This window comes from Nonomuraea helvata (assembly GCF_039535785.1).
Classification (GTDB): Bacteria; Actinomycetota; Actinomycetes; order Streptosporangiales; family Streptosporangiaceae; genus Nonomuraea; species Nonomuraea helvata.
Genome location: NZ_BAAAXV010000009.1, coordinates 136,669 through 158,931, shown reverse-complemented (window position 1 = coordinate 158,931; position 22,263 = coordinate 136,669). Strand labels below are relative to the sequence as shown.

Annotated in this window: 20 protein-coding genes and 1 other RNA gene; 15 read left to right on the top strand and 6 right to left on the bottom strand. The window is 70.6% G+C overall.

Translation table 11 applies throughout. The features are described 5' to 3' along the window. Positions 1-4: 4 nt before the first annotated feature. The 3 genes from ABD830_RS33295 to ABD830_RS33285 form a co-directional block, all read right to left on the bottom strand. On the bottom strand, positions 5-487 hold the full coding sequence (locus tag ABD830_RS33295) for a Clp protease N-terminal domain-containing protein (protein ID WP_344996484.1): 483 nt from the start codon (positions 485-487) through the stop codon (positions 5-7). Further along, positions 484-717: a hypothetical protein gene (locus tag ABD830_RS33290; protein WP_344996482.1), complete on the bottom strand. Its 234-nt coding sequence runs from the start codon at positions 715-717 to the stop codon at positions 484-486. The genes ABD830_RS33295 and ABD830_RS33290 overlap by 4 nt, the downstream gene beginning before the upstream one ends. Positions 718-823: 106 nt before the next feature. Then, positions 824-1,840, bottom strand: a complete 1,017-nt coding sequence (locus tag ABD830_RS33285; protein WP_344996479.1) for a DUF8094 domain-containing protein — start codon at positions 1,838-1,840, stop codon at positions 824-826. A 216-nt stretch (positions 1,841-2,056) separates the two neighbouring features. On the opposite strand from ABD830_RS33285, the gene prfB reads away from it, so the two are divergent. The 10 genes from prfB (at position 2,057) to ABD830_RS33235 (ending at position 12,685) form a co-directional block, all read left to right on the top strand. Further along, the gene (gene prfB, locus ABD830_RS33280; RefSeq protein ID WP_344996476.1) at positions 2,057-3,181 is read left to right on the top strand and encodes a peptide chain release factor 2; all 1,125 of its coding nucleotides are present in this window, start codon (positions 2,057-2,059) and stop codon (positions 3,179-3,181) included. A gap of 392 nt (positions 3,182-3,573) precedes the next feature. Beyond that, positions 3,574-4,263 (top strand): cell division ATP-binding protein FtsE, encoded by a 690-nt coding sequence (ftsE, locus tag ABD830_RS33275; protein ID WP_020541427.1) that lies wholly within the window; start codon positions 3,574-3,576, stop codon positions 4,261-4,263. 21 nt (positions 4,264-4,284) lie between these two features. Next, complete coding sequence (gene ftsX, locus ABD830_RS33270; protein ID WP_344996472.1) at positions 4,285-5,193, top strand: permease-like cell division protein FtsX; 909 nt, start codon at positions 4,285-4,287, stop codon at positions 5,191-5,193. Between the two features lie 25 nt (positions 5,194-5,218). Continuing rightward, on the top strand, positions 5,219-5,686 hold the full coding sequence (gene smpB / locus ABD830_RS33265) for an SsrA-binding protein SmpB (RefSeq protein WP_344996470.1): 468 nt from the start codon (positions 5,219-5,221) through the stop codon (positions 5,684-5,686). Between the two features lie 19 nt (positions 5,687-5,705). After that, positions 5,706-7,565 carry a penicillin-binding transpeptidase domain-containing protein gene (locus ABD830_RS33260; protein WP_344996467.1) on the top strand — a complete coding sequence of 620 codons (1,860 nt, stop codon included), beginning with the start codon at positions 5,706-5,708 and terminating at the stop codon, positions 7,563-7,565. A gap of 290 nt (positions 7,566-7,855) precedes the next feature. After that, positions 7,856-8,239, top strand: a transfer-messenger RNA (tmRNA) gene (gene ssrA, locus ABD830_RS33255). Positions 8,240-8,483: 244 nt separating this feature from the next. Then, positions 8,484-9,347: a hypothetical protein gene (locus ABD830_RS33250; RefSeq protein WP_344996464.1), complete on the top strand. Its 864-nt coding sequence runs from the start codon at positions 8,484-8,486 to the stop codon at positions 9,345-9,347. Beyond that, positions 9,344-9,994 (top strand): hypothetical protein, encoded by a 651-nt coding sequence (locus ABD830_RS33245; RefSeq protein WP_344996462.1) that lies wholly within the window; start codon positions 9,344-9,346, stop codon positions 9,992-9,994. Before ABD830_RS33250 ends, ABD830_RS33245 begins: the two co-directional genes overlap by 4 nt. Positions 9,995-10,145: 151 nt before the next feature. Beyond that, the gene (locus ABD830_RS33240) at positions 10,146-11,525 is read left to right on the top strand and encodes a hypothetical protein (protein ID WP_344996460.1); all 1,380 of its coding nucleotides are present in this window, start codon (positions 10,146-10,148) and stop codon (positions 11,523-11,525) included. Further along, positions 11,522-12,685 carry an ARPP-2 domain-containing protein gene (locus ABD830_RS33235; RefSeq protein ID WP_344996457.1) on the top strand — a complete coding sequence of 388 codons (1,164 nt, stop codon included), beginning with the start codon at positions 11,522-11,524 and terminating at the stop codon, positions 12,683-12,685. Before ABD830_RS33240 ends, ABD830_RS33235 begins: the two co-directional genes overlap by 4 nt. Here ABD830_RS33235 and ABD830_RS33230 read toward each other — a convergent pair. Continuing rightward, positions 12,630-13,040, bottom strand: coding sequence for a hypothetical protein (locus ABD830_RS33230; RefSeq protein WP_344996454.1), 411 nt, complete (start codon positions 13,038-13,040; stop codon positions 12,630-12,632). The two genes, ABD830_RS33235 and ABD830_RS33230, sit on opposite strands and share 56 nt — an antisense overlap. Before the next feature lie 99 nt (positions 13,041-13,139). Between ABD830_RS33230 and ABD830_RS33225 the strand changes: the two genes are divergently transcribed. The 5 genes from ABD830_RS33225 to ABD830_RS33205 all read left to right on the top strand — a co-directional run bounded on the left by ABD830_RS33225 (position 13,140) and on the right by ABD830_RS33205 (position 19,695). Continuing rightward, positions 13,140-14,102 (top strand): GlxA family transcriptional regulator, encoded by a 963-nt coding sequence (locus tag ABD830_RS33225; RefSeq protein ID WP_344996451.1) that lies wholly within the window; start codon positions 13,140-13,142, stop codon positions 14,100-14,102. 42 nt (positions 14,103-14,144) lie between these two features. Further along, on the top strand, positions 14,145-15,653 hold the full coding sequence (locus ABD830_RS33220) for a serine/threonine-protein kinase (RefSeq protein WP_344996448.1): 1,509 nt from the start codon (positions 14,145-14,147) through the stop codon (positions 15,651-15,653). A 13-nt stretch (positions 15,654-15,666) separates the two neighbouring features. After that, positions 15,667-18,471: an AfsR/SARP family transcriptional regulator gene (locus tag ABD830_RS33215; RefSeq protein WP_344996446.1), complete on the top strand. Its 2,805-nt coding sequence runs from the start codon at positions 15,667-15,669 to the stop codon at positions 18,469-18,471. A gap of 74 nt (positions 18,472-18,545) precedes the next feature. Further along, the gene (locus ABD830_RS33210; protein ID WP_344996444.1) at positions 18,546-19,169 is read left to right on the top strand and encodes a hypothetical protein; all 624 of its coding nucleotides are present in this window, start codon (positions 18,546-18,548) and stop codon (positions 19,167-19,169) included. Further along, positions 19,153-19,695 (top strand): OmpA family protein, encoded by a 543-nt coding sequence (locus ABD830_RS33205; RefSeq protein WP_344996442.1) that lies wholly within the window; start codon positions 19,153-19,155, stop codon positions 19,693-19,695. The genes ABD830_RS33210 and ABD830_RS33205 overlap by 17 nt, the downstream gene beginning before the upstream one ends. Before the next feature lie 9 nt (positions 19,696-19,704). Here the strand turns inward: ABD830_RS33205 and ABD830_RS33200 are convergent, their stop codons facing one another. Both ABD830_RS33200 and ABD830_RS33195 read right to left on the bottom strand, forming a co-directional pair. After that, positions 19,705-20,787 carry a S1C family serine protease gene (locus ABD830_RS33200; RefSeq protein WP_344996439.1) on the bottom strand — a complete coding sequence of 361 codons (1,083 nt, stop codon included), beginning with the start codon at positions 20,785-20,787 and terminating at the stop codon, positions 19,705-19,707. A 17-nt stretch (positions 20,788-20,804) separates the two neighbouring features. Continuing rightward, positions 20,805-22,235, bottom strand: coding sequence for an AMP-binding protein (locus ABD830_RS33195; protein WP_344996436.1), 1,431 nt, complete (start codon positions 22,233-22,235; stop codon positions 20,805-20,807). Positions 22,236-22,263 lie beyond the last annotated feature (28 nt).

Sequence of the window (22,263 nt, the reverse complement as noted above, 5' to 3'; positions counted from 1 at the left end):
GCGGTTACCAGCTTCCGTTCGCCAGCGCCTGCCGGACGCTCGCCATGAGGGCGGCCCGGTCCACGCCCGCCAGGGTCAGCGCCCTCGGCACGGTGCCGATCTCGGCCTGCAGGATGCCCAGCAGCAGGTGGCCGGGGCGCAGGTCCTTCTTGCCGGTGGCGCCCCCGATGGCGCGATCGAGGGCGAGTTTGGTCGAGGCCCCGATGCTCAGGGAGCGCTTCGGGTCGGGGGTCGGCGTGGGGAGGCGGAACGAGGCGAGCGACACCCCGGCCCCGCTCAGGCTGTGCTCGAACTCCTTGTCCAGCGCGTCCCGGATCGCCTGCCGGTCGAGGCCGGCGGCGGCGAGCGCCTGCCGGGCGGCGTTCTCCTCGATGGAGGCGATCGCCAGCAGGAGGTGGTGCGGCTCGATCGCCGCCGATCCGTCCGCCAGGGCCTCGGCCTTGCCCTGCACGATGATCGCGTTGATGTAGTGGTCGATAGCGCTCACTGTCGTCTCCTCAGCGTGACGCCCGCGGCGATGAGCCGCTTGGCGTGCTTCTTGTGGACCGCCTGACGCGTGACGCCGAGCGCCTCGGCGACGTCCGGCCAGCTCCAGCCGGATCGCATCGCCTGTTCGACGGCGGCGTCCTCCAGCTGGTCGGCCAGGCGTCGCAGGGCGACCACGGCGGCCAGCGCGTCGGCGGGCTCCTGGGGTACGGGAATGTCATCTGCCGGCATGCAAGCAACCGTAGTTGACTAAATGAGGCTTAGTCAACCTGAGTTGCTAGCGTCATGGGCGTAGCCGTACAGGATGGTGGATGGAGCGGTGTGACGAGGGGAGCGGCTACTGGCCGGAGGCGCGCGTAAGGGCCCCGTCGTGGGCGATGACGGCGGCGGGGGCGGGAGCCTTCAAGGACGGCACGACGCTGGCGTACTGGTGCGTCTCGATCAGCCTGAGGGTGCGGCGCAGCACCGGCGTGCTGATCGCCCACCGCGCGGACTCCGGCACCGGGATGTAGTCGTCCTCGGCCGTCTTCGTCGTCGTCGACGTCGTGCGGGACAGTGAGTACTGGATCAACGCGCCGCCGTCCTTGGTGCGCAGCGCGTAGACCGGAAAGCTGTCGGGGCTGAAGATCGAGTCGTAGCTGAACCCGTCGTTCTTCGCCTTCTCGCGGAGGCTGGCGATCTGCTCGGCCACGTCCGTCGTGTACGGCCCCGCCGCCACGAGCCCCGCCGTGACCCCGGCGGACCCCGTCTCGGCCACGCTGGCGTGCACGGGACCCATGAACTGCGGGCTGATCGTGATCGACTTGTCGTCGGAGGCCAGCGCGGTCACGTAGCCGTCGGCGTCCCGCTGGAACTCCGGCAGCTGCTGCCCCGGCAGGAGCAGGGCCACGGAGCTGAGCCGCCAGCCGTCGGACTTGGCGAACGTCAGCAGCGCCGGGCTGCCGTCGCGCGTCGCCACCGCGCTGAACCAGGGCGCCGGCTCGTTCGGCGCCCACCTCGGCACGAACAGTGTGGGCGTCCCCCACTTGTGGCGGAGCGGCGCGTTGCCGGTGGACAGGAACGCGGCCTTGGTGAGCTCCGTCTGGCCGCCCATCGTCTGGTCGACGGCCATCGCCAGCCGCCCCTGCAAGGGGCTCTTCACCCGCAGCCGGTCGTCGGTGACCGTGATCTTGAAGAACTCCTGGGCGGCCTCGGCCTGCGTGATGGCCACTGCCGGTGCGGTGGGCGAAGGGGACGCGGAGGGGGTGGCGGGCGCCTTGGACGTCGGGGGCGGGGCATTGCCCGTGCAGGCGGTCGCCGCGGCCAGTACGCCGGCGGCGAGCGCCAGCACCTTCCGCCGCCCGTATACACGCACCTCGCCATGTTATTCGGGCCCGCGAGACGCCGAAGCCTCCCATGCCGCTTTCCGCGCGTCCAAGATTCACCGCGCTTGCAGCTTGACCGTGTCCGCGGGGCAGAGCGTCAAGCTGCGTACGAGCGGGTGGCCGGATTGGGCGTGGACGGTGGGAATGAGCGATGGGTGGGCGCGGTGGGAGGGTGTTGCTCTCTGGGGGAAGTAGGCTTGGGAGACGTGGCAGGCATCGATCCGGCAGAAGAGATCAACGAGCTCGCGGGCACGCTCCGCAGCATCCAGGACGTGCTCGACCTCGACGCGATGCGCAAGCAGATCGAGGAGCTGGAGCAGCAGGTTGCCGCGCCCGACCTGTGGGACGACCCCGACCAGGCTCAGAAGGTCACGAGCAAGCTCTCGCACCTCCAGGGTGAGCTCAACCGTGTCGAGGGCGTCGCGCGCCGTCTCGACGACCTGACGGTCCTGTACGAGCTGGCGGCCGAGGAGGGCGACGACGACACGCGCGCCGAGGCCGACAAGGAGCTCGAGTCGCTCAGGTCCGACATCGGCGCCATGGAAGTGCGCACGCTGCTCTCGGGCGAGTACGACTCCCGAGAGGCGCTCGTGACGATCAACTCCCAGGCGGGCGGGGTCGACGCCGCCGACTGGGCCGAGATGCTCTTCCGCATGTATCTGCGGTGGGCCGAGCGCAAGGGCTACTCGACCGAGGTCTACGACACCTCCTACGCGGAGGAGGCCGGCATCAAGTCGGCCACGTTCACGATCAAGTCGCCCTACGCGTACGGCACGCTCCGTGGTGAGCACGGCACCCACCGGCTGGTCCGCATCAGCCCGTTCGACAACCAGGGCCGCAGGCAGACCTCGTTCGCCGGCGTGGACGTCGTGCCGGTCGTCGAGCAGACCGACCACATCGACATCAACGAGGACGAGCTCCGCGTCGACGTCTACCGTTCGAGCGGCCCGGGCGGGCAGGGCGTCAACACGACCGACTCGGCGGTGCGCATCACGCACATCCCGTCCGGCATCGTCGTCTCCTGCCAGAACGAGCGCTCCCAGCTCCAGAACCGCGCCAGCGCCATGAACGTCCTGCAGGCCAAGCTGCTGGAGCGCAAGCGGCAGGAGGAGGCGGAGAAGATGTCTGAGCTGCGCGGCGCCACCACGACGTCCTGGGGCACGCAGATCCGCAACTACGTGCTGCACCCGTACCAGATCGTGAAGGACCTGCGCACGGGCACAGAGGCCGGCAACCCGACGGCGGTGCTGGACGGCGACCTCGACGAGTTCATCGAGTCCGAGATCCGCTGGATGCGCCGGCAGGAGTCGGAGGGCGGCGCGGGCTCCTAGAGCCCGCTGAGGTGCTTGACCGCCAGGCTCACGAAGAGCAGGGCGACCAGGAGCAGAGCGATGAGGGCGGGTGACAGCCCGGCGAAGCCGTGCTGGTGCATCCGCTCTCTACTGGCGCGACACGTGGGGCAGCGGCCCTCGATGACGGGGTGGGCGCACTGCGCGCATACGAGATGTTCACAACTCATGACAGCCCCAAGTCTAGCCGCACAATCGTTTTGTTTCCGTTATGGACTTTCCAGCCCAGTCTTCCCCCTAGACTGTCGTCTGGCCAATCGAAACGTCGATCATCAGTAAAGACGACGTAACCCCGAGTGGCCGGTGGCGGGAAGTGGGCATGTGCCACCCTCGCTTCCGTCCTGACCCCTAGACTGGCATGCCGTGATGCTCTCGTGATCCATTTCGATAATGTCACCAAGGTCTATGCGAACCAGAACCGGCCCGCCCTCGACCACGTATCCGTAGACGTGGACAAGGGTGAGTTCGTGTTCCTCGTCGGTCCTTCGGGATCAGGCAAGTCCACGTTCCTGCGTCTGGTCCTGAAGGAGGAGCGGCCCAACTCCGGCGCCATCCACGTCGCCGGCAAGGATCTGGCCCGCCTCTCCAACTTCAAGGTGCCTCACCTGCGCCGCCGCATCGGCTGCGTCTTCCAGGACTTCAGGCTGCTCCCGAACAAGAACGTCTACGAGAACGTGGCGTTCGCGCTCGAGGTCATCGGCAAGCCCCGGCGGTTCATCCGCAAGGTGGTGCCCGAGGTCATCGAGCTGGTCGGCCTGGAAGGCAAGGCCCACCGCATGCCCGACGAGTTGTCCGGCGGCGAGCAGCAGCGCGTCGCCATGGCCCGCGCCTTCGTCAACCGGCCCATGATCCTGCTGGCCGACGAGCCCACGGGCAACATCGACCCCGCGACGAGCATCGGCATCATGAAGGTGCTCGACCGCATCAACAGGACTGGCACCACGGTCGTCATGGCCACGCACGACGCGGCCATCGTCGACTCCATGCGCAAGCGCGTGGTGGAGCTGGAGGACGGCAAGATCGTCCGTGACCAGTCGCGTGGCGTTTACGGCCAGGCGTACTGACAGGGAGCTGCAGACACAATCATGCGGGCGAATTTCATCTTTTCCGAGGTCTGGATCGGCCTCCGCCGCAACCTGACCATGACGATCGCGGTGGTCATCACCGTGGCCGTCGGCATGGCGATGCTGGGCGTCGGCCTGATGATCAACGCCCAGGTCGGCATGATGAAGGGCTACTGGGACGACAAGGTCGAGGTCTCGGTCTTCCTCTGCACCAAGGGTTCCGCCATGGACACCTGCAAGGGCAAGGAGATCACCAAGGGCCAGATGGATCAGCTCCAGCAGACCATCAAGAGCACTCCTGGGGTCAAGGAGGTGCTCTTCGAGGACCAGGCGGCGGCTTATGAGAACTTCCAGAAGCTGTACGCGTCCAACAAGGCTCTCGTGGCCGCCACCAAGGTCGAGGACATGCCGCCGTCCTTCCGCGTCAAGGTGGCAGATCCGAACAACTACCAGTCCATCATCCAGACCCTGCAGGGCAAGCCCGGAGTGGCGCAGGTGATGGACCAGGCACAGCTGATCGGGCCCTTCTTCAAGCTGCTCGACAAGCTCGCCTTCTACGCGCTCGCCGTGGCGATCATCCTGGTGCTGGCGGCGGCGCTGCTGATCGGCAACACCGTACGGCTCTCCGCGTTCAACCGGCGGAGAGAGACGGGCATCATGCGGCTGGTCGGCGCGTCCAACCTCTACATCCAGCTCCCGTTCGTCATGGAAGGCGTGATCGCGGGCCTCATCGGTGGGGTCTTCGCGGCGATCATCCTGATCGTGACCAAGGTTTTCCTCTTCGAGGAACTGGGGCAGTACCTGGGTGACGCGACCGCGCAGCTGGGCTGGAACGACGTGGCCCAGACCATCTCGATCACCATGATTATCGGTGTGGTCATCTGTGTGCTGGCGTCGTTCGTGACCCTCCGCCGCTACCTCAGGGTGTAGGCGGAATCACCGGTAAAGTCGAAACATGCCACGTGAGACCGGGCGTAAGGTCATCGCCCAAAATAAGCGTGCCAGGCACGACTACCACCTCGAGGACACGATCGAGGCGGGTCTCGTGCTCCAGGGCACCGAGGTGAAGTCGCTGCGCGAGGGCCGCGCCTCGCTCGCCGACGGCTACGCCAGCATCGACGGCGGCGAAGCGTGGCTGCTCAACGTCCACATCCCCGAATACTCCCAGGGGACGTGGACCAACCACGCAGCCCGGCGCAAGCGCAAGCTGCTGATGCACCGTAAAGAGATCGAAAAGCTCGCCGCCAAGACCAAGGAGGGCGGGCTCACGATCGTGCCGCTGACGCTCTACTTCAAGGACGGCAGGGCCAAGGTCGAGATCGCCCTCGCCCGAGGCAAGAAAGACTGGGACAAGCGGCAGTCGCTGGCGGAGCAGCAGGCCAAGCGGGAGATGGCCCGCGCGCTGCGCCACCGCAACCGATGAGAGCGGCGGCACTCACCCGATGAGACGCGCTCGCCGCATACTTGCCGCGACCGCCACCCTGGCGGTCGCGAGCACCACTCTGACAGGCTGCTTCGAGGAGCCCTCGCCGCACGACGCGGTGCGCGACTTCCTCGTGGGCTGGCAGTCGGGCGACTACGACCTGGCCGCGGGCCGTGCCGACGGCGACCGCGCCGTGGTGCGCAAGGCGCTGTCCGACACCAAGCTGGAGCTCGACGCGGCCTCGTTCCGGTTCAAGATCAAAAGCCTCAGCATGACGGGCGAGGAGGCCAAGGCCGACTTCCACGCCGAGGTCGACCTGGGCGAGAACAACCCGCTCTGGGAGTACGAGGGGATGCTCCCGCTCCACCTCGTGGACGGCTACTGGAAGGTGCGCTGGTCGCCTTCCGTGCTGCACCCGCAGCTCAAGGAGGGGCAGCGCTTCGCGGTCGACATCGAACCCAAGGCACGCAAGCCCATAGTCGACCGCACGGACGAGCCGCTCCAGAGCACCACCGTGTTCTACAGCGCGGGCGTCTACCCGGCCAAGATCGGCAACAAGGCGGAAGAGGTGGCCGCGAAGCTCTCCGAGTACACCGGCTACGCGCAGGACCGGCTGCTGAGCCGCATCAGGTCGTCGCCGCCGGACAAGTTCGTGCCGCTGGTCACGTTCGGGCGCTCGCGCTACCAGTCCATGAAGGCGAAGCTCGACACCATCGAGGGCATCGAGACGCAGCAGCAGGACCAGCGGGTCAACCCCGAGCCGCCCCGGCAGATCGTCGGCAGCGTCAGCGCCCTCACCCCCGACCTCGAGCAGCGGCTCGGCGGCCCGGAGAAGGCCGGTGACTCGGTCGGCAGGACCGGCCTGCAGCAGGCCTACCAGGACTACCTGACCGGCTCCACGCAGACCAAGGTGATCACCCTCGACCTCAAGACCGGCAAGCAGGTCGCGCTGCTCAAGGAGTGGCCGGGCCGGCAGAACGTCCCGGTGAAGACCACGATCGACCGGCAGGTCCAGGCGGCGGCCGAGCAGGCGGCGGCCGACACGGGCACGAGCGCGCTGGTGGCGGTGCAGCGTGACACCGGCCAGATCCTCGCGGTCGGGGCCAAGGGCGACATGAATCAGGAGAAGCACGCGCTGGCCGGCAAGTTCCCGGCGGGCACGGCGTTCTCGATCGTGGCCGCGGACGCGTTGATCAAGCGCAAGGTCAGCCCCAAGCAGCGGCTGGCGTGCCCGGAGGAGCGCACGGTCGGCGGCGCCAAGTTCCAGCAGGCTGGGCAGTCCACCGGGGTGACCACGTCGGCCAGCTTCCAGGAGAACTTCGCGAAGGGCTGCGTCACCGCGCTGGCGTCGCTGGCCCGCCGCGTCTCGGCCGCCGACCTGACCGCGAGCGCCAAGGCGTTCGGCGTGGGGCAGTCGTGGCGGCTGCCGCTCAAGTCGTTCAGCGGCTCGCTGCCCACGCTGTCCAGCGACGCCGACAAGGCCAAGGCCATCGCGGGCGAGAACGTCGAGGTGAGTCCGCTCGGCATGGCGCTGGTGGCCGCGGCGGTGGCCTCGGGCACCTGGCATCCGCCGGTGCTGATCACCGACCCCAAGTCGCCCGATCCCACGGCGGAGGCCGTGCAGCTTCCGCAGCCCGCTCCCGTGCCCCTGGACCCCGAGGTCCGCACGGCGCTGACCTCGATGATGCGGGCCGGCGCGGCCGGCATGAGCGCCGGGACGGGCAAGGACCGGGTGTACGGCGTCAAAGCCACCGTGGACAACCAGTACACGTGGTTCGTGGGCTGGCGGGGAGAGGTGGCCGTCGCGGTGCTGGCGAAGAACTACGACGCCGCGGCCGAGGCGGGCGCCTTCTTCGCCGCCCTTCAGAACTCACCGTGAAATTGTCGTCACACTGAGCAACCATTGGCGGCTCCGGCTGCGTCTTACTGAGTGACTGGGCCCGCTCGGGGGGTTGCGGATCCAGTCGCCGTGATGAGACAGGACTTCATCTCGGGGGAAGTCCTGCCGTCCGGACCGGCTCGACCCTGCCGGTCGGCCCCCGGGAGCGCGTGCTGCTGTGCCACGCTCCCGGGGGTTTCGTCATGGGGAATTAAGTTGGCGTTGAGGGCGTTGTCTCTTGTACATTCGTGTTGCTCACCCGGTGACGCGGGTGTGTTGACAACTGCACAGGGGGTGACTGGCTTCGACTTCGACTTTGCAAGCCAGGTGAAGCGGGCCGAGGACTGCGGACATAACCTCGTTAATCCTGTGACCGCAAACAACAAGTGCCAATTCCAAGCGCACTGTGGTAGCCCAGGACTCCCTGGGCCTCGCTGCCTAAGTAGCGAAACCACTGTCAGCCCGGGAGTGCCTTCGGCCCGGTGTCTGGCATCGCTAGAAGGCTCAACCGATCGACCCGGCCACGGGGGAGATCGGGAAATCAAACAGTGGCTGAGCCCGTCGGCGACTCGCCTGCGTGATCGCCGGGGCTGAGAAAAGCACAGCAGGCTGCGCCCGGAGAAGCCCTGACTTGGGGTTGAAGGACGCGGGTTCGATTCCCGCCACCTCCACTTGAGGGCCCGTGTGGTCGGAAGCTTCGCTTCCTCCCGCGGGCCTTTGTGCTGTCCAGGGGGAACCCCGCGGGGAACCCCCAGTTGTCCAGCCGTCCCTGACCCGCCGATACGCGGTGGGCAGGGGCGGTTCTCGTGTTTCCGGGGGCACACTCGGTGCACATTCGACACCTCTCTGCCACCAATGAGTGCTTTGTATGTGCTTAGGTGGTCCTCTGACAATTGTGGGTCGGAATGAGGTTGAAGGGTGTCAAGGTACGGCTGGCGTCACTCGGCGTTCGCGCCTGTGGTGGGCCTGGTGATCTCCGCGCTGCTCATGGCGGCCGGACTGGTGGAATCCCTGCTGCAGGCCGTGGGCGCGAGCACGGCCCCGACGGCCGCGGAGCTCGTGGTCGCGCTCATCATCGCGGTCTTCTTAACGGCCGTGCTCAGGATCGTCAGGGCCATCCCCGACATCCAGCGGGAGAGCGCCGCGACCGCGAAGGCGGTGTCGAACGTCCACGCGGTGCGACTGAACGAGGACACCCTGGTGGCGCGGCGGCTCAAGCTGTTCAAGGAGGCGGCCGAGGCCGGCAATGACTGCGAGGCGGTGCTGAGCGCCCGGTCCGCGCTGGACGACAGCGAGATGGCCAACAAGCACCACCTCGACCACGCGCTCATCTGGGCGCTGCCGGTCTTCGGGTTCATCGGCACCGCGCTGACCATGGGCGCGATGGTCAGCTCGTTCGGCGACGCCCTGGACAGCAAGGGAGACCCCGGGGTGCTGATCGCCGCGCTCAAGCAGCACGTGCTGCCCGAGCTGGCGTCCGCGTTCGGCGTCACCCTGATCGCGCTGTTCCTGAGCGTGCTCGCGTTCGGCGCGATGGCCTTCGTCGAGCGGGCCGAGCGGGCCGGCGTGGTGGCCGCCGACGAGGTGTTCCTCAGCTACATCGCGCGCCTGCCCGCCAAGCAGGCGGCCCCCGCCATGCAGGGGCTCACCCAGGAGCTGGCCCAGTCCAGGGGCAGGACCGAGGAGCTCGTCAAGGGCCTGGACGCGCTGCGCACCGCGGTGGAGCGGCTGAGCGCGGTCGAGAGCAGGCCGCAGAAGTACACGCTGGTGAGGGAGCCGTGAGGAAGCGGGCCACCAGGTCGTTCGCGCCGCCGCTCGACCTGCGCTTCATCGACCTGTTCATGGCCATCGTCCTGGCGCTGTCGTTCGTCGCGATCATGCTGACCGTCGTGGCGCGGATGCTGCCGACGGAGGCGTCCACGCCGCCCCCGCGCCAGGAGACGCGTCAGAGTGTGGCCCAGCTGAGGAAGCAGCTCGACGCCGCCGTCGAGGCGCAGCAGAAGGCCGAGGCGGAGCTGCGCGCCACCCAGACGGAGCTGCGCACCGCCCAGTCGAAGATCGCCGAGCAGACCGCTTTCGCCCTGCCGTGGTGGCTGATCGGGTTCTGCGCCCTGCTCGGCGTGCTCGCCGTGTTCATGGGCTGGCGGATCCGGCTGTGGAACGAGGGCAACCTGCCGCGATTGCGCAGCTGGCTGATGGTGACCGCGGTGGTGACCGTGGTCACGGCCGTGATCAGGTGGCTGAGCGACAGCGAGGGCTATCTGCTGCTCGCCGCCATCCCCTGGTGGGCGGCAGATGCCCTCTGCCTCGGGCTGCTGCTGGTCGCGTACGTGCTGATCTCCGTCATCAGGGACAGCCGCGCCAAGCTCCGCGGCATCCAGGCGGGATCGGCGCCCGAGCCGAGTCCTGAGCGGCAGCCGGTGGGATAAATCCCGTCGCATCGGTGGGAAAGGCCCGGTAGGGTCCGGAACCAGACAGGCCGCGGGACTCCGGTGCGACTTCCGGAATCCGCCTTTACCGCGATACTTCGCAGCTCGTGCCCCCATTCCCCGGCCAGTCCTCCGACCGCCGGGGGAGCCCATGGAGACGTACGCTGACCTGATCGAGTGCGAGGACGTCCTGCTCTTCGCGAACGCGGCCATCACCTCCACAGGGCAGCGCGAGTTCCACAGCACAGCCGGCGACCAGCGGCTCTCCCTCGACTTCCTGCACCGCTACATCCAGGGCAACTATCCCGACCTGTACGCCGCCACGCTGGCGCTCGACATCAACGACCACAACGCCGCCCTGATCATCGCCAACCTGCTGAGCGGGGCGGAGGGCGACGGAGGGCTGATCGCCCGGCGGCTGGACAGGATGAGCCCGCCCAGGGTCTACCGCCTCTTCCAGCGGCTGCGCGGTGCCGGCGTCAACAACAGGCGCACCAGGGCGCTCATCCGCGACTGGCTCGCCGGCCGCCCCGACCTGGCCTTCGACGCGGTGAAGTACCGCACGCAGCTGAAGTCCGCGGTGCGGCACGCCCACCTGCGGCTCCCGGGCGAGCTGGGTGACTTCCTGTTCGCGCCGTTCAGCCGCGCCCGGTACGACACGCCCCTCCTGGAGGCCTGGCGCCGTGCCCACTACGACAAGAGCGCCCTGTACGAGCTCCCGTACACCGTCGCCGAGGGGTTCGCGGCCCGCCACGGCATCAGCAGGGCGGTCTTCCTCGAACGCATCGCGCCCCAGCTGACCAGGCTGGAACGCCTCCGGCTGGCGGAGTCCGCGCAGGCGGGCGGGCTGGACACCGAGGCGGACCTGGCCGCGATGCCGCTGGTCAGGCTGGCCTCGTACGTGCTCTCGCTCCGCGCCGACGTGCGGACGCGGCGCCGCGCCGAGCTGGTGGGCGCGCTGCGGGCGGCCGCGGCGCGCGCGGCCGGGGCGCGGGCGGGCACGTGGGGGAGCGTCGCGGCGGTGCTCGACGACAGCTTCTCCTCGTTCGGCTCGCCGGTGAAGCGCCGCCGCCCCCTGGCGGTCGCGCTGGCCTGCCACTTCCTGCTGGAGGCCCTGGCGGGCGACTACCGCGGCCGGTGGCTCTCGCTCAGGACGGACCCGCTCCAGGCGCGGCCGTCCGGGCCCACGCCGCTGGGACAGCGCGTCATCGACGCGCTCGAACACCGGCCAGGCCTGCTCGTCATCGTCTCCGACGGCTGGGACAACGCGCCGCCCGGGCTGGCGGGCGAGGTGCTGCGGGTCTGGCGGCGCAAGCTCGACCTGGCCGGCGAGGTCGGCATCGTGCACGTGAACCCGGTCTACGACGCCGGGCAGTTCGACGTGCGGCGGCTGTCGCCCATGGTGCCGACGGTCGGCATCCGCGACGCCGAGGATCTGCCGGCGCTGGTGGAGCTGGCCAGGTTCGCGGAGGGGCGGGCGGGGCTGGGGGACCTGAGGGCGTACCTCGAGGACAGGGCGGCAGCGCGATGATCGATCTCACGGGGCTGGACACGCGGCCCGCGCAGACCTGGGGCGCGCTGCGGCTGGTGCCGTTGGTGCGCCGCGAGCCCATCGAGGACCTGCGCCTGCACGCCAAGGTGTACGGCGACGAGGCGTCCATGGTGTACCTGCCGGACAAGACCGTCTACACCGCGTACGTCCCGCACGCGTTCGTCGCGTCGTGGAGCGACGACGGGACCCCGGCGGCGGCGTACGGCACCCAGCTCGGGCGGCCGCTGGAGCACATGTGCATCAGGACCAGGCGCAGGATGGCCAGGCGGGTGGACAAGGGCAGGCTCAGGTTCCTGCCGCTGCACCTGGCCGTGGAGGGGTTCCTGGCGCTGCACTTCGGCGGTCCCGTGGTCGCGTGGGAGGAGTGGTCGCGGCAGGCGCTCGCGCACGGGCTGTCGTCCCGCGCCGAGGACGCGTACATCGGGGCGGAGGTGAGCGGGCTGGAGGACGCGCTCAAGGTGTTCGAGATCTACCCGGGGCAGTGCGGGCTGCTGCTGTACGCCGGTGACGCGCTGGCCAGCGCCTTCGTGGTGCCCCACCCTGAGGACTACCGGGCGCTGCACCCGACGCTCGTCCGCGACATGTACGGCGAGCTGATCTACGACTACGCCCTGTTCTACCCCGTCAGAGACTTCCCCGCGGTGATCGACGAGAGCGTGGTCTCCTCGCTGGGCGACCTGCGGGCCGAGGCCGTGCGGGCCGAACGCGACTGGGCCGGCTTCCACGACTCGGTGATGGCCGCGGACCTCCTCCGCGCCCCCGCGCAGGTGGAGGAGGTGTACCGGCTGGGCCGCTTCACGCTGAGCCGGTTCCTGCCGGCGTTCGAGCGGAAGAGCGAGAACCACATCGGCGAGACGATCACGGACGTGGACGGGCGGCTGGCCTACCTGAAGACGTTCAGGCTGTCGGAGGCGCAGGTCAGGCGCGGCCATCTGCTGAGCACGCTGGCCGGGCACGACTGGAGCCTGCCCGCCGCCGCGGCGACCCTGCGGATCAGCGCCGCCGCCCTGGGGCTGCGGCTGGAGCGGGCCGGGTTCGGGCATCTGCTGCGGCAGGACGTGCTCGACGGCTACCGCAAGGCGCTCAGTGAGCGCAGCCGGCGTACTCGTCGAGGCGGCGCGCCATCGCCGCCAGCATGAGCGGGAGCATCGCCACGTGCGCCACGAGCATCAGCGCCCCGCCGTCGATCACGCCCAGCCACAGCAGGGGGAAGAGCGGCACGACCGGGACGAACATCACGGCGCACATCTCCAGCGTCGAGGCCCAGCCGTGCCGGCGGATCCGCATCCACACGGCCATGCCGACCGACATGTTGAACGCCATGAGCAGGTACGCGAGGTCCGGCTGCCGGTCGAGGGAGACGCTGAGCCCGAGGACCGACTCGAGCATGCCGAGCGCGAACATGCCTGCGAACATGGCGATGATCATCTCGACGTAGTGCAGGGCGAACCTGCCCCAGCGGCGACCGGTGGTCGGGCTTGTCGGTGTCGTCATGCCCCGACTGTCTCCGGGGCCGCCGTCGGGTGCCAAGGGAAGCGGCCAGGGATGTCCGGAAACTTGGGTTCTTCGTCCTTCGGACCTACAGTCGAGGCCATGGAGAGACGACGGGTCGTCGTCGTGGCCTACCACGCGGCGGCGTTACTCGACATCGCATGCGTCACCTCGACGCTGGAGGACGCCAACTGGCACGGCGCCGCGCCCTACTACGAGGTGCGCGTGGCCACACCCGGCGGGCAGGCCATCACCTCCGCCACCGGGCTGGTCATCCAGGCCCAGCAGTCGCTGGAGCGGATCACCGGGCCGCTCGACACGCTGGTGATCTCCGGCGGGATCGGCCACGAGGACGCCGCCGCCGACCCGCTCATCGTCGGCCACATCCGCAGGCTGGCCAGGGAGAGCCGCCGCGTCGCGTCCGTCTGCACGGGAGCGTACATCCTCGCCGCGGCCGGGCTGCTCGACGGGCGGCGCGCCACGACCCACTGGGGCGAGGCCCAGACCCTGGCGGCCCGGTTCCCCGAGGTGACCGTGGACGCCGACCCGATCTTCATTCGCGACGGGAACGTCTCCACGTCCGCCGGCGTCACCGCCGCGCTCGACCTCACCCTGGCCTTCGTCGAGGAGGACAACGGCACCGAGCTGGCCCGCATGGTGGCCCGCAACCTGGTCACCTACCTGCAGCGGCCCGGTAACCAGGCGCAGATGAGCATGTTCGTCAGCGCCCCCGCCCCCGCGAACAGCCTGGTCAAGCGGACCGTCGAGCACATCGCCGCCCACCTGCGCGACGACCTGACCACCCCGGCGCTGGCGGCCGAGGCGGGCGTGAGCGAGCGGCATCTCACCCGGCTGTTCCTCAAGCACCTGGGGCTCACGCCAGGTCGGTACGTCCGGCAGGCCCGCACCGAGGCCGCCGCCCACCTGCTCGCCTCCACGTCGCTGCCGATGGCGTCCGTGGCCGTGCGGTGCGGGTTCGGAACGGCGGAGACGCTGCGGCAGGCGTTCATCGACCGGTACGGGATCCCGCCGTCGCGCTACCGGTTGACGCAGGCAGCCGGGTAGGGATCAGTCTGATATAACCGGGTTCTGGCTAATCTGTCAGCGATGAACGAGGTCATAGGCGGGTACACGCTGCGGCGCCTGCTCGGCAGCGGCGGCATGGGCGAGGTGCATCTCGCCTCCACGCCCACCGGTGGCCTGGCCGCGGTCAAGGTCATCCATCCCGCGCTGGCCCGTGACCCGGCGTTCAGACGGCGGTTCCAGCGCGAGGTCGCGGCGGCCCGCCGGGTGGCCAGGTTCTGCACCGCGCCCGTGCTGGACGCGGGGATCGACGGCGACGTCGCCTACCTCGTCACCGAATACGTCAAGGGGCCCGACCTGGCGCGGGCCGTACACGATCAGGGGCCGCTCTCGGGCGGGAACCTGGAGGCGCTCGCGGTGGGCATCGCCACCGCTCTGAGCGCCATCCACGGGGCCGGGGTGATCCATCGCGACCTCAAGCCGTCCAACGTGCTGCTCTCGCCGCTCGGCCCCCGCGTGATCGACTTCGGCATCGCCCAGCTCGTCGAGCACGACGGCCTGGCCAGCCAGGCGATACTCGGGACACCCGCGTTCATGGCGCCCGAGCAGGTGCGCGGTGAGCCGCTCACGCCCGCGGCCGACGTGTTCGCGTGGGGCGGGGTGATCGCGTTCGCGGGGACGGGGCGGCTGCCGTTCGGGGGCGGCGCGCCCGGGGAGATCCTGTACCGGATCACGCAGGAGGGGCCCAGGCTGGACGGGCTCGACGAGGGGATCAGGCAGGTCGTGGAGCGGGCCCTGGCCAAGGATCCCCGCTTGCGGCCGACCGCACAGCAACTGCTGGCGGAGCTGGTCGGCGGCACCCGCCTGGCCGCGGCCACCGAGGTGGTGGAACGCACCTGGACCGGCGGCACCGTGCCGCCCGTGCCGCCTGTCGTGCGGAGGCAGCGGGGGCAGCGGAAGCGGCGGAGGTGGCCGTGGATCGCGGGGGCCGCCGCGCTCGTGCTCGCCGTCGCGGCCGCGGTCGTGCCCGCGCTCTTGGAGAAGGCCTGGCCGTACGAGGCGGGCTTCGGCGACTCGTGGGCCGTCGGCTCGTCGGAGGGCGGGACCGCCCGGCAGTCGCACTCCGGCTACGAGCTGACCGTCAAGCCCGGCTGGCGGCTGTGGAAGTCGGCCCCACGGGAGGAGCCGGAGGGCGGCGTGATCGTCAGCGTGAAGGCCACCCTCGAGAAGGGGTCCGGGGAGTACGGTGTGTGGTGCCACGGCTCGGCGGGCACCGGAGACCGCTACGAGTTCGGGGTGAGCAGTTCGGGCCAGGTCACGATCGTCAAGCGCCGCACGGGCACCAGGGGCAGGACCCTGTACGGCCCGGCGAGCACACAGAGCGCGGCCGTCAACAGCATCGTGGCGGCGTGCGGCGAGAGCGGGGGCAAGGTGACGCTGCGGATGTGGCTGAACGAACGCCTGGTCGCGGAGGCGTCCGACGCGGACGCCCCTTACGGCCCGAACGAGTCAGGCGTCCACGCCGCCTCCGCCGACACCGCCGACCTGCGGGTCCGCTTCGACTCCTTCGAGCTCCGACCGGCGGGCCAGTGATGCCGAGGGGTGCGTGAACGTGCGCTTCGGCGTGCTCGGGCCGCTGCGGATCGACGGCGCGCAGCCGCCGGGACCGGCCAAGCACCGGGCGTTGCTGGCCGCGCTGCTGCTGTCGGCCGGCGAGACGGTGCCGGTCGAGCGGTTGGTCTCCGTCGTCTGGGACGACCGGCCGCCGGCGTCGGCGGGCTCGGTGCTCAGGGTGTACGTCAGCGCGCTGCGCAAGCTCGTGGACGGTATCCGCACGGTGCCGGGCGGTTACCTGCTCGAGGTCGGGCGCGACGAGGTCGACTGCCACCGGTTCGAGCGGCTGGTCACCACGGCCAGGCAGGAGCGTGCGTCGGGGCGGGTCGAGGAGGCGGCCGGCACGTTCAGGACGGCACTGGGGCTGTGGCGGGGGCAGGCGCTGGCCGATGTCGAGTCGTCCACGTTGCGCCGTGGGCACGCCGTACCGCTGGAGGAGCTGCGTCTGACCGCGCTGGAGGAGCGGGTGGAGCTGGACCTGCGGCTGGGCCGGGGCGCCGAGGCGGTGGGGGAGCTGCGGGCGCTGGTCGGGACGCATCCGCTGCGCGAACGTGCCTGGGTGCGCCTCATCGAGGCACTCCACCAGGCGGGACGCAGGTCGGAGGCCCTCGGTGCCTACCAGGACGCGCGCAGGACGCTGGTGGACGAGCTGGGTCTGGAGCCGGGCGCTGAGCTGACCGCCGCACACCAGCGGGTCCTGAACGACGAGGGCGGCTCGGTGACACGAGCCGACCGGCACTCGCAGCTGGTCGATGAGCTTCCGCCCGACATTTCCGATTTTGTCGGCCGGCAGCGGGTCCTCGACTGGATCGTCCGGATGGCCCGCGAGCACGCGTCCGCGCCGGTGCACCTCGTCCTGCACGGCCCGCCGGGCTGCGGGAAGTCGGCCGTCGCCGTGCACGCGGCCACCGCGATCGAGCGGCCGGACGGCCGCCTCTACGCCTCGCTCGGCGCCAGACCGCCGGGCGCCGTCCTGGAGGACCTGCTGCGCTCGCTGGGCTGCCCGGACGGCGCGGTCCCGCCGGCTCTGGACGAGCGCGTGCGGCTCTACCGGAGCATGACGGCCCGCAGGAGGCTGCTCGTCGTCCTGGACGACGCCGCCGACGAGGCCCAGGTGCGCCCGCTGCTGCCGACCGGTCCCGGCAGCCTCACCCTGGTGACCAGCCGGTCGCCGCTGGCCGGGCTGGAGGCGGCGCGGGCGTACGAGCTGGAGGTTCTCGGCCAGGACGAGGCCGTGGCGCTGCTTGGCGAGGTGGCGGGGCAGCACAGGGTACGCGCCGAGCCCGAGGCCGCTCTGCGCATCGTCCGGCTCTGCGGCCACCTGCCGCTGGCCCTGCGCATCGCCGGGTCCCGGCTGGCCAGGAAACCGGGGTGGACGCTCGACCACCTGGCGGGCCGCCTCGGGGACGAGCGGCGCAGGCTCGACGAGCTCAGCGCGGGCGACCTGGCCGTACGGGGCAGCCTGGCGCTCGGCTACCGGGGCCTGCCGGACCCGGAGCGGCGGCTGCTGCGCGGGCTCGGCGCGCTGTCGGCGCCCGACTTCGCGTCCTGGGTCCTCGACACGGACCTGGAGCCGCTCGCCGAGGCCGGGCTGCTGCAGTCGCGCGGCCTGGACGAGGCGGGCCAGGAGCGGTACGGGTGGCACGACCTGACCAGGCTCTACGCCGCCGAGCGCCTCGCGGAGGAGGACGGCGGCGCGGCAGGCGTGCTGGCGGCCAGGGCGGGCGCGATCCTCGAACGGACCAGGCAGGCCAGAGCCGCCCTCCTCCCGGCCGAGCCCGGCACCGGCCGTACCGAGGTCCATCCGCCCGGAGCCGCGGCCGTCGGGCAGGGCCTGGAGACCGGCCGGCTGCGGCAGGAGGCGCGGTGGCTGAGCGCCGAGCGCCGGTTCCTGGTGGCGACCGTCGAGGACTTCTACCGGGCGGGCCTGTACGAGGCCGCCTGGCGGCTGGCGTTCTACCTGACGCCGCTGTTCGAGCTGGGCGCGCACCACGACGACTGGCACGTGACCACGGCGACCGGGCTCGACGCGGCCAGGGCGGTGGGCCACCGGCACGGCGAGGCGCTCCTGCTGCGCGGCCTGGCCGACCTGCACAGGGCCGAGGGCCGCACGGAAGCGGCGGCCGCGGCGCTCCGGGCGGCGCAGCCCCTGGTGGAAGGGCTGGAGCTGGCCAGGATCACGCTCAGGCTCGGCCTCGTCCAGGCCCGGCCGGAGCAGGCGGAGCAGGCGTTCGTGCGGGCCCTGCGGGTCTTCGAGGAGGCCGGGGACCGGCGCGGCCGGGCCGACGCCTTACGGGCGCTGGGCGCGCTGCGCCGGGACGCCGGCGCGCTCGACCGGAGCCTGAGTGCCTACCAGGACCTCGGGGATCCGCGTGGCGAGGCGGAGGCGCTGCTCGACCTGGCTCGGGTGCACCTCGGCGCCGGCAGGCGCGCCGAGGCCCGCGACTGCGTGGAGCGGCGGCTGCGGATCAACCGCCGCCTGGGGGACCGGCTGCCCGAGGCGGCGGCGCTGCTCGTCCTGGCCGAGATCGCCAGGGCGGAAGGAGCGCCCGGCTCCGCCGCCGGGTTCGCACGCGAGTCGCTGGAGACCTTCATCTCGTACGGCGACCGCAGGGGTACCGCGCAGGCCCTGATGGCGCTCGCCCACGCCGCGCTCGACCTCGACGACATGGATGAGGCGGTTGAGGCGCTTACGCGAGCTATGGGAGAGTTTGACCGCCTCGGTGACGAGCAGGGCCGGGCCGGCGCCGAACGGCTCGCGCAGGAGGCCCGTAGGCGGCGTGGCGGGCGGATATAGGCGACTATGCGGATCCTGAACGTCGCTTCCCTACGGTGAGGGCCATACCCCCGGACGACGAAGGTGATCACAGAATGCGAAAGACGATCGCGCTGGCTGTCGCGGCCGTCACGCTGGCGGGCTGCGGCGTGCTCCCCGGCAGGCAGGGCGGCGGCGGCGAGGAGCGGCAGCCGTCGCATGCCGTCGCCGATACCCCCACCGAGAAGCAGCCGGACGCGACCCCCGCAGAGAAGCAGCCGGACACGGCCCCCGCGCAGGCGCAGCAGAGCGCGCCCCCGCAGGACACCAAGGTGATCGCCTCCCGCGAGGCCGACGTGTACGCGGGTGGCGCGCACGGCAAGGCCCGGGCCGACATCACCGCGCTCAAGCGCCAGGGCAGGACCCTCACACTCAACTGGACGGTCACCTCGCTCGACGGCAAGGTCAACCTGCACAACGGCATGGGCACCGCGCCGCTGGACTTCTCCGTCGCGGGCGTCTCGCTGATCGACCCGGTGAACGCCAAGCGCTACCGGGTGGCCCGCAACGGCACGGACGAGAACGCCACGTGCGTCTGCTCCGGCACCCAGGGCCAGTGGCTGGAGAAGGGGGAGGCGTCCACGCTGTACGCGATCTTCGCCGCTCCTCCCGCGGACGTCACGAAGATCAACATCGAGCTGCCGATGATCGGCGTGTTGACCGATGTTCCGATCTCTTAGCGTCGCCCTGGCCCTCGTCCTGTCCCCCACCCCCGCGCCCAGCCCGCCCGCCGATGCCACCGGGGCCGTGGAGGACCTGGTGCTGCCCGTCGAGGACATCATCGGCGAGGTCGAGTCGCTGGACGGGACCGAGAGCGAGACCAAGCAGGGACGCCAGGTGACGGTCGCGCTCACCAGCGACGTGCTGTTCGCGCTGGACAAGTGGCAGCTGACCGCCAAGGCCAGGCAGCGGCTCTCGCAGGTGGCCGGGAAGGTGAAGGCCGACGGAGCGGGCGGGGTGGTCAAGATCGAGGGGCATACGGACGACCAGGGGAGCGAGGCGTACAACGTCACGCTGTCGCAGCGCCGGGCTCAGGCCGTCGAGGCGGCCATGCGCGGGTTGCTCGCCGGGGCGGGCGTGACCCTCGAGGCGCGGGGGTACGGCGAGAGCCGGCCCAAGCGGCCGAACATGGTGGACGGGAAGCCCAACGAGAAGAACCGCGCCCAGAACCGGCGCGTGGAGGTCGTCTTCACCGCCAAGCAGTGACTGCGGGGGTTACTCGCTCCGTAGTTGGCCCAGAGTCACGGTGACCGTCTTCGTGCTCCCGTCCGGATGGAGGACGCCGATCTTGGCCTGGTCGCCGGGCTTGAGGGCGGCGATGGTCTCCGCCAGGACCGCCATCGTCGGCGTCTTCTTGCCGTTGATCGAGACGATCAGGTCACCGGCGCGGATCCCGGCCTTGGCGGCGGCACCGCCCGGCTCGGCGCGTACCACGCCCACCCCGGTCGGCCTTCCGTCCGAGCCGATCACCGTGCTGCCCCTGATGCCGAGTGCGGCCCGGTGGCTGTTGGTGACCCTGCCCTGCTTGACGATCTGGGCGGCGATGTCCGTGGCGGTGTTGCTCGGGATCGCGAAGCCGATGCCGGGCGCGGTGCCCCCGCCCAGGTCGGGGTCGGTGGCGGCGAGCGTGGGAATGCCGATCACCCGGCCCGACAGGTCCACGAGCGCCCCGCCGCTGTTGCCCGGGTTGATCGCGGCCGAGGTCTGGATGGCGCCGGCGATCGTGGCGCCCGGCGAGCCCTCCTCCTGCGGCTCGGAGATGGTACGGCCGATGGCCGAGACGATCCCGTTCGTCACGCTGCCCGACAGGCCCAGCGGGTTGCCCATGGCGAGCACGATCTGCCCGACCCGCACCTTGGCCGAGTCGCCGAACTTCGCGGGCCGCAACCCGTCGGGGTGGTCCACCTTGATCACCGCGAGGTCGCCCGCCTCGAAGGACTTGACCAGCCTGGCCGGGCGCGGGGCGCCGCCGGTGGCGATCGTGACCTCCATCTTGGTGGACTGTCCGACCACGTGGGCGTTGGTGATGATGTGTCCGGCGGTGTCGTACACGATGCCGGACCCGAGCCCGACCTTGGTGTTGATCTGCACGATGGACGGCAGCACGTTGGCGATGACGTCCTCGTACGCCGCCTCGAGGGACTCCAGCGACATCGGGGAGGGCGAAGCCGGGGACGGGGACGAAGCGGCCGGCGATGAAGTGGGCGAGCCCGACAACGTGGCTCTGGACGTGGGAGCGGGTCCGCAGCCGGTGAGCAGCACGGCAGCGGTGGCCAGTCCCGCGACGATCCTCTTCATGGCAGGAGTGTGCCCCCTCAGCCAGAAAGATACGCTTCCCGGACGTTACGCCTGCTCAGCTTGCCTGTGGGCGTGCGCGGCAACGACTCGCGGTACTCGATCACGCGCGGGTGCTTGAGCCTGGCCAGCCGGGGCTCGCAGTGCCGCAGCAGCTCCCGCGTGAGCTCGTCCGAGCCCGTGATCCCGGCCGCCGGCTGCACGAGCGCGACGACCTTCTGGCCCCACTCCGGGTCCGGTACGCCGATCACCGCCACGTCCGCGACGGAAGGGTGCTCGAGCAGCACGGCCTCGATCTCGGCCGGGTAGATGTTGACCCCGCCGGAGATGATCAGGTCGGTCCGCCGGTCCAGCAGGAACAGGTAGCCGTCCTCGTCGAGGTAGCCGATGTCGCCCGGGGTGTACGCCTGCCCGCGCATCGCCGCCGCCGTCTTGTCCGGGTCGCCGTGGTACTCGAACCGGTTGATCCCGCCGATGTAGACGAGCCCCGGCGATCCGGGCTCCACCTCCCGGCCGTCCTCCCCGACGATCGTGAACGTCATCCCGTCCAGCGCCCTGCCGACCGTGCCGGGCCTGACCAGCCACTCCTCCGACGACACCATGGTCGCCACGGCCGCTTCGGTGGACCCGTAGTACTCCCACAGCACGGGCCCGAGCCAGTCGATCATGGCCTTCTTGGTGGCCGGCGGGCACGGGGCCGCCCCGTGGTAGAGGTGGGTGAGGGACGACAGGTCGTACGACTCCCGGTCCGGCACCCCCAGCAGCCGGTGGAACATCGTGGGCACCATGAACGCGTTCGTCACCCGATACCGCTCGATCAGCCGCAGCGCCTCGGCGGCCTCGAACCGCTCCGGCGCCACGATCGCGTGCCCGAACTGCAGCGCCATCATGGCCTGCCCGTACGGCGCCGAGTGGTAGAGCTGCGAGCACACCAGGTGCACCCCGCCGAACGGCAGCCCGAAATGCCGCCAGCTCTTCCGCATCAGGATCGGGTACAGCTCCTCCGGCGTCAGGTCCAGCAGCCGCCGCCGCACTCCCTTGGGCCGTCCCGTCGTACCCGAGGTGTAGAGCATCATGGACCCGGCCCGCCGGTCCGCGGGCGGGTCGGCGGGCTGCCCCGAGACGAGCTCGCCGACCGTGAGACCCTCCGGCGAGACCACCACCCCCGCCCCGCAGTCGGCCACGATGTAGTCGATCTCCTCGCCCGTGAAGTGCCAGTTCACGGGGACGAGGTACGCGCCGGTCTGGTATGTCGCGAGCATCATGGTGAGCGCGTCGAGCCCGTTCTTCAGCACGGTGACCACGCGGTCGCCGGGCGCGACCCCGCGGGAGGCCAGGCCGTTGGAGGCCTGGTTGACCCGGGCGAGCAGCTCTCCGTAGGTGGCGCCCGCGTCGCCGAGGAGGGCGGGACGTTGGGGGTCGTTGACAGCGATCTCATAGAAACCCCTCATATCCGCAGACCATACAGAATGCTCGCTT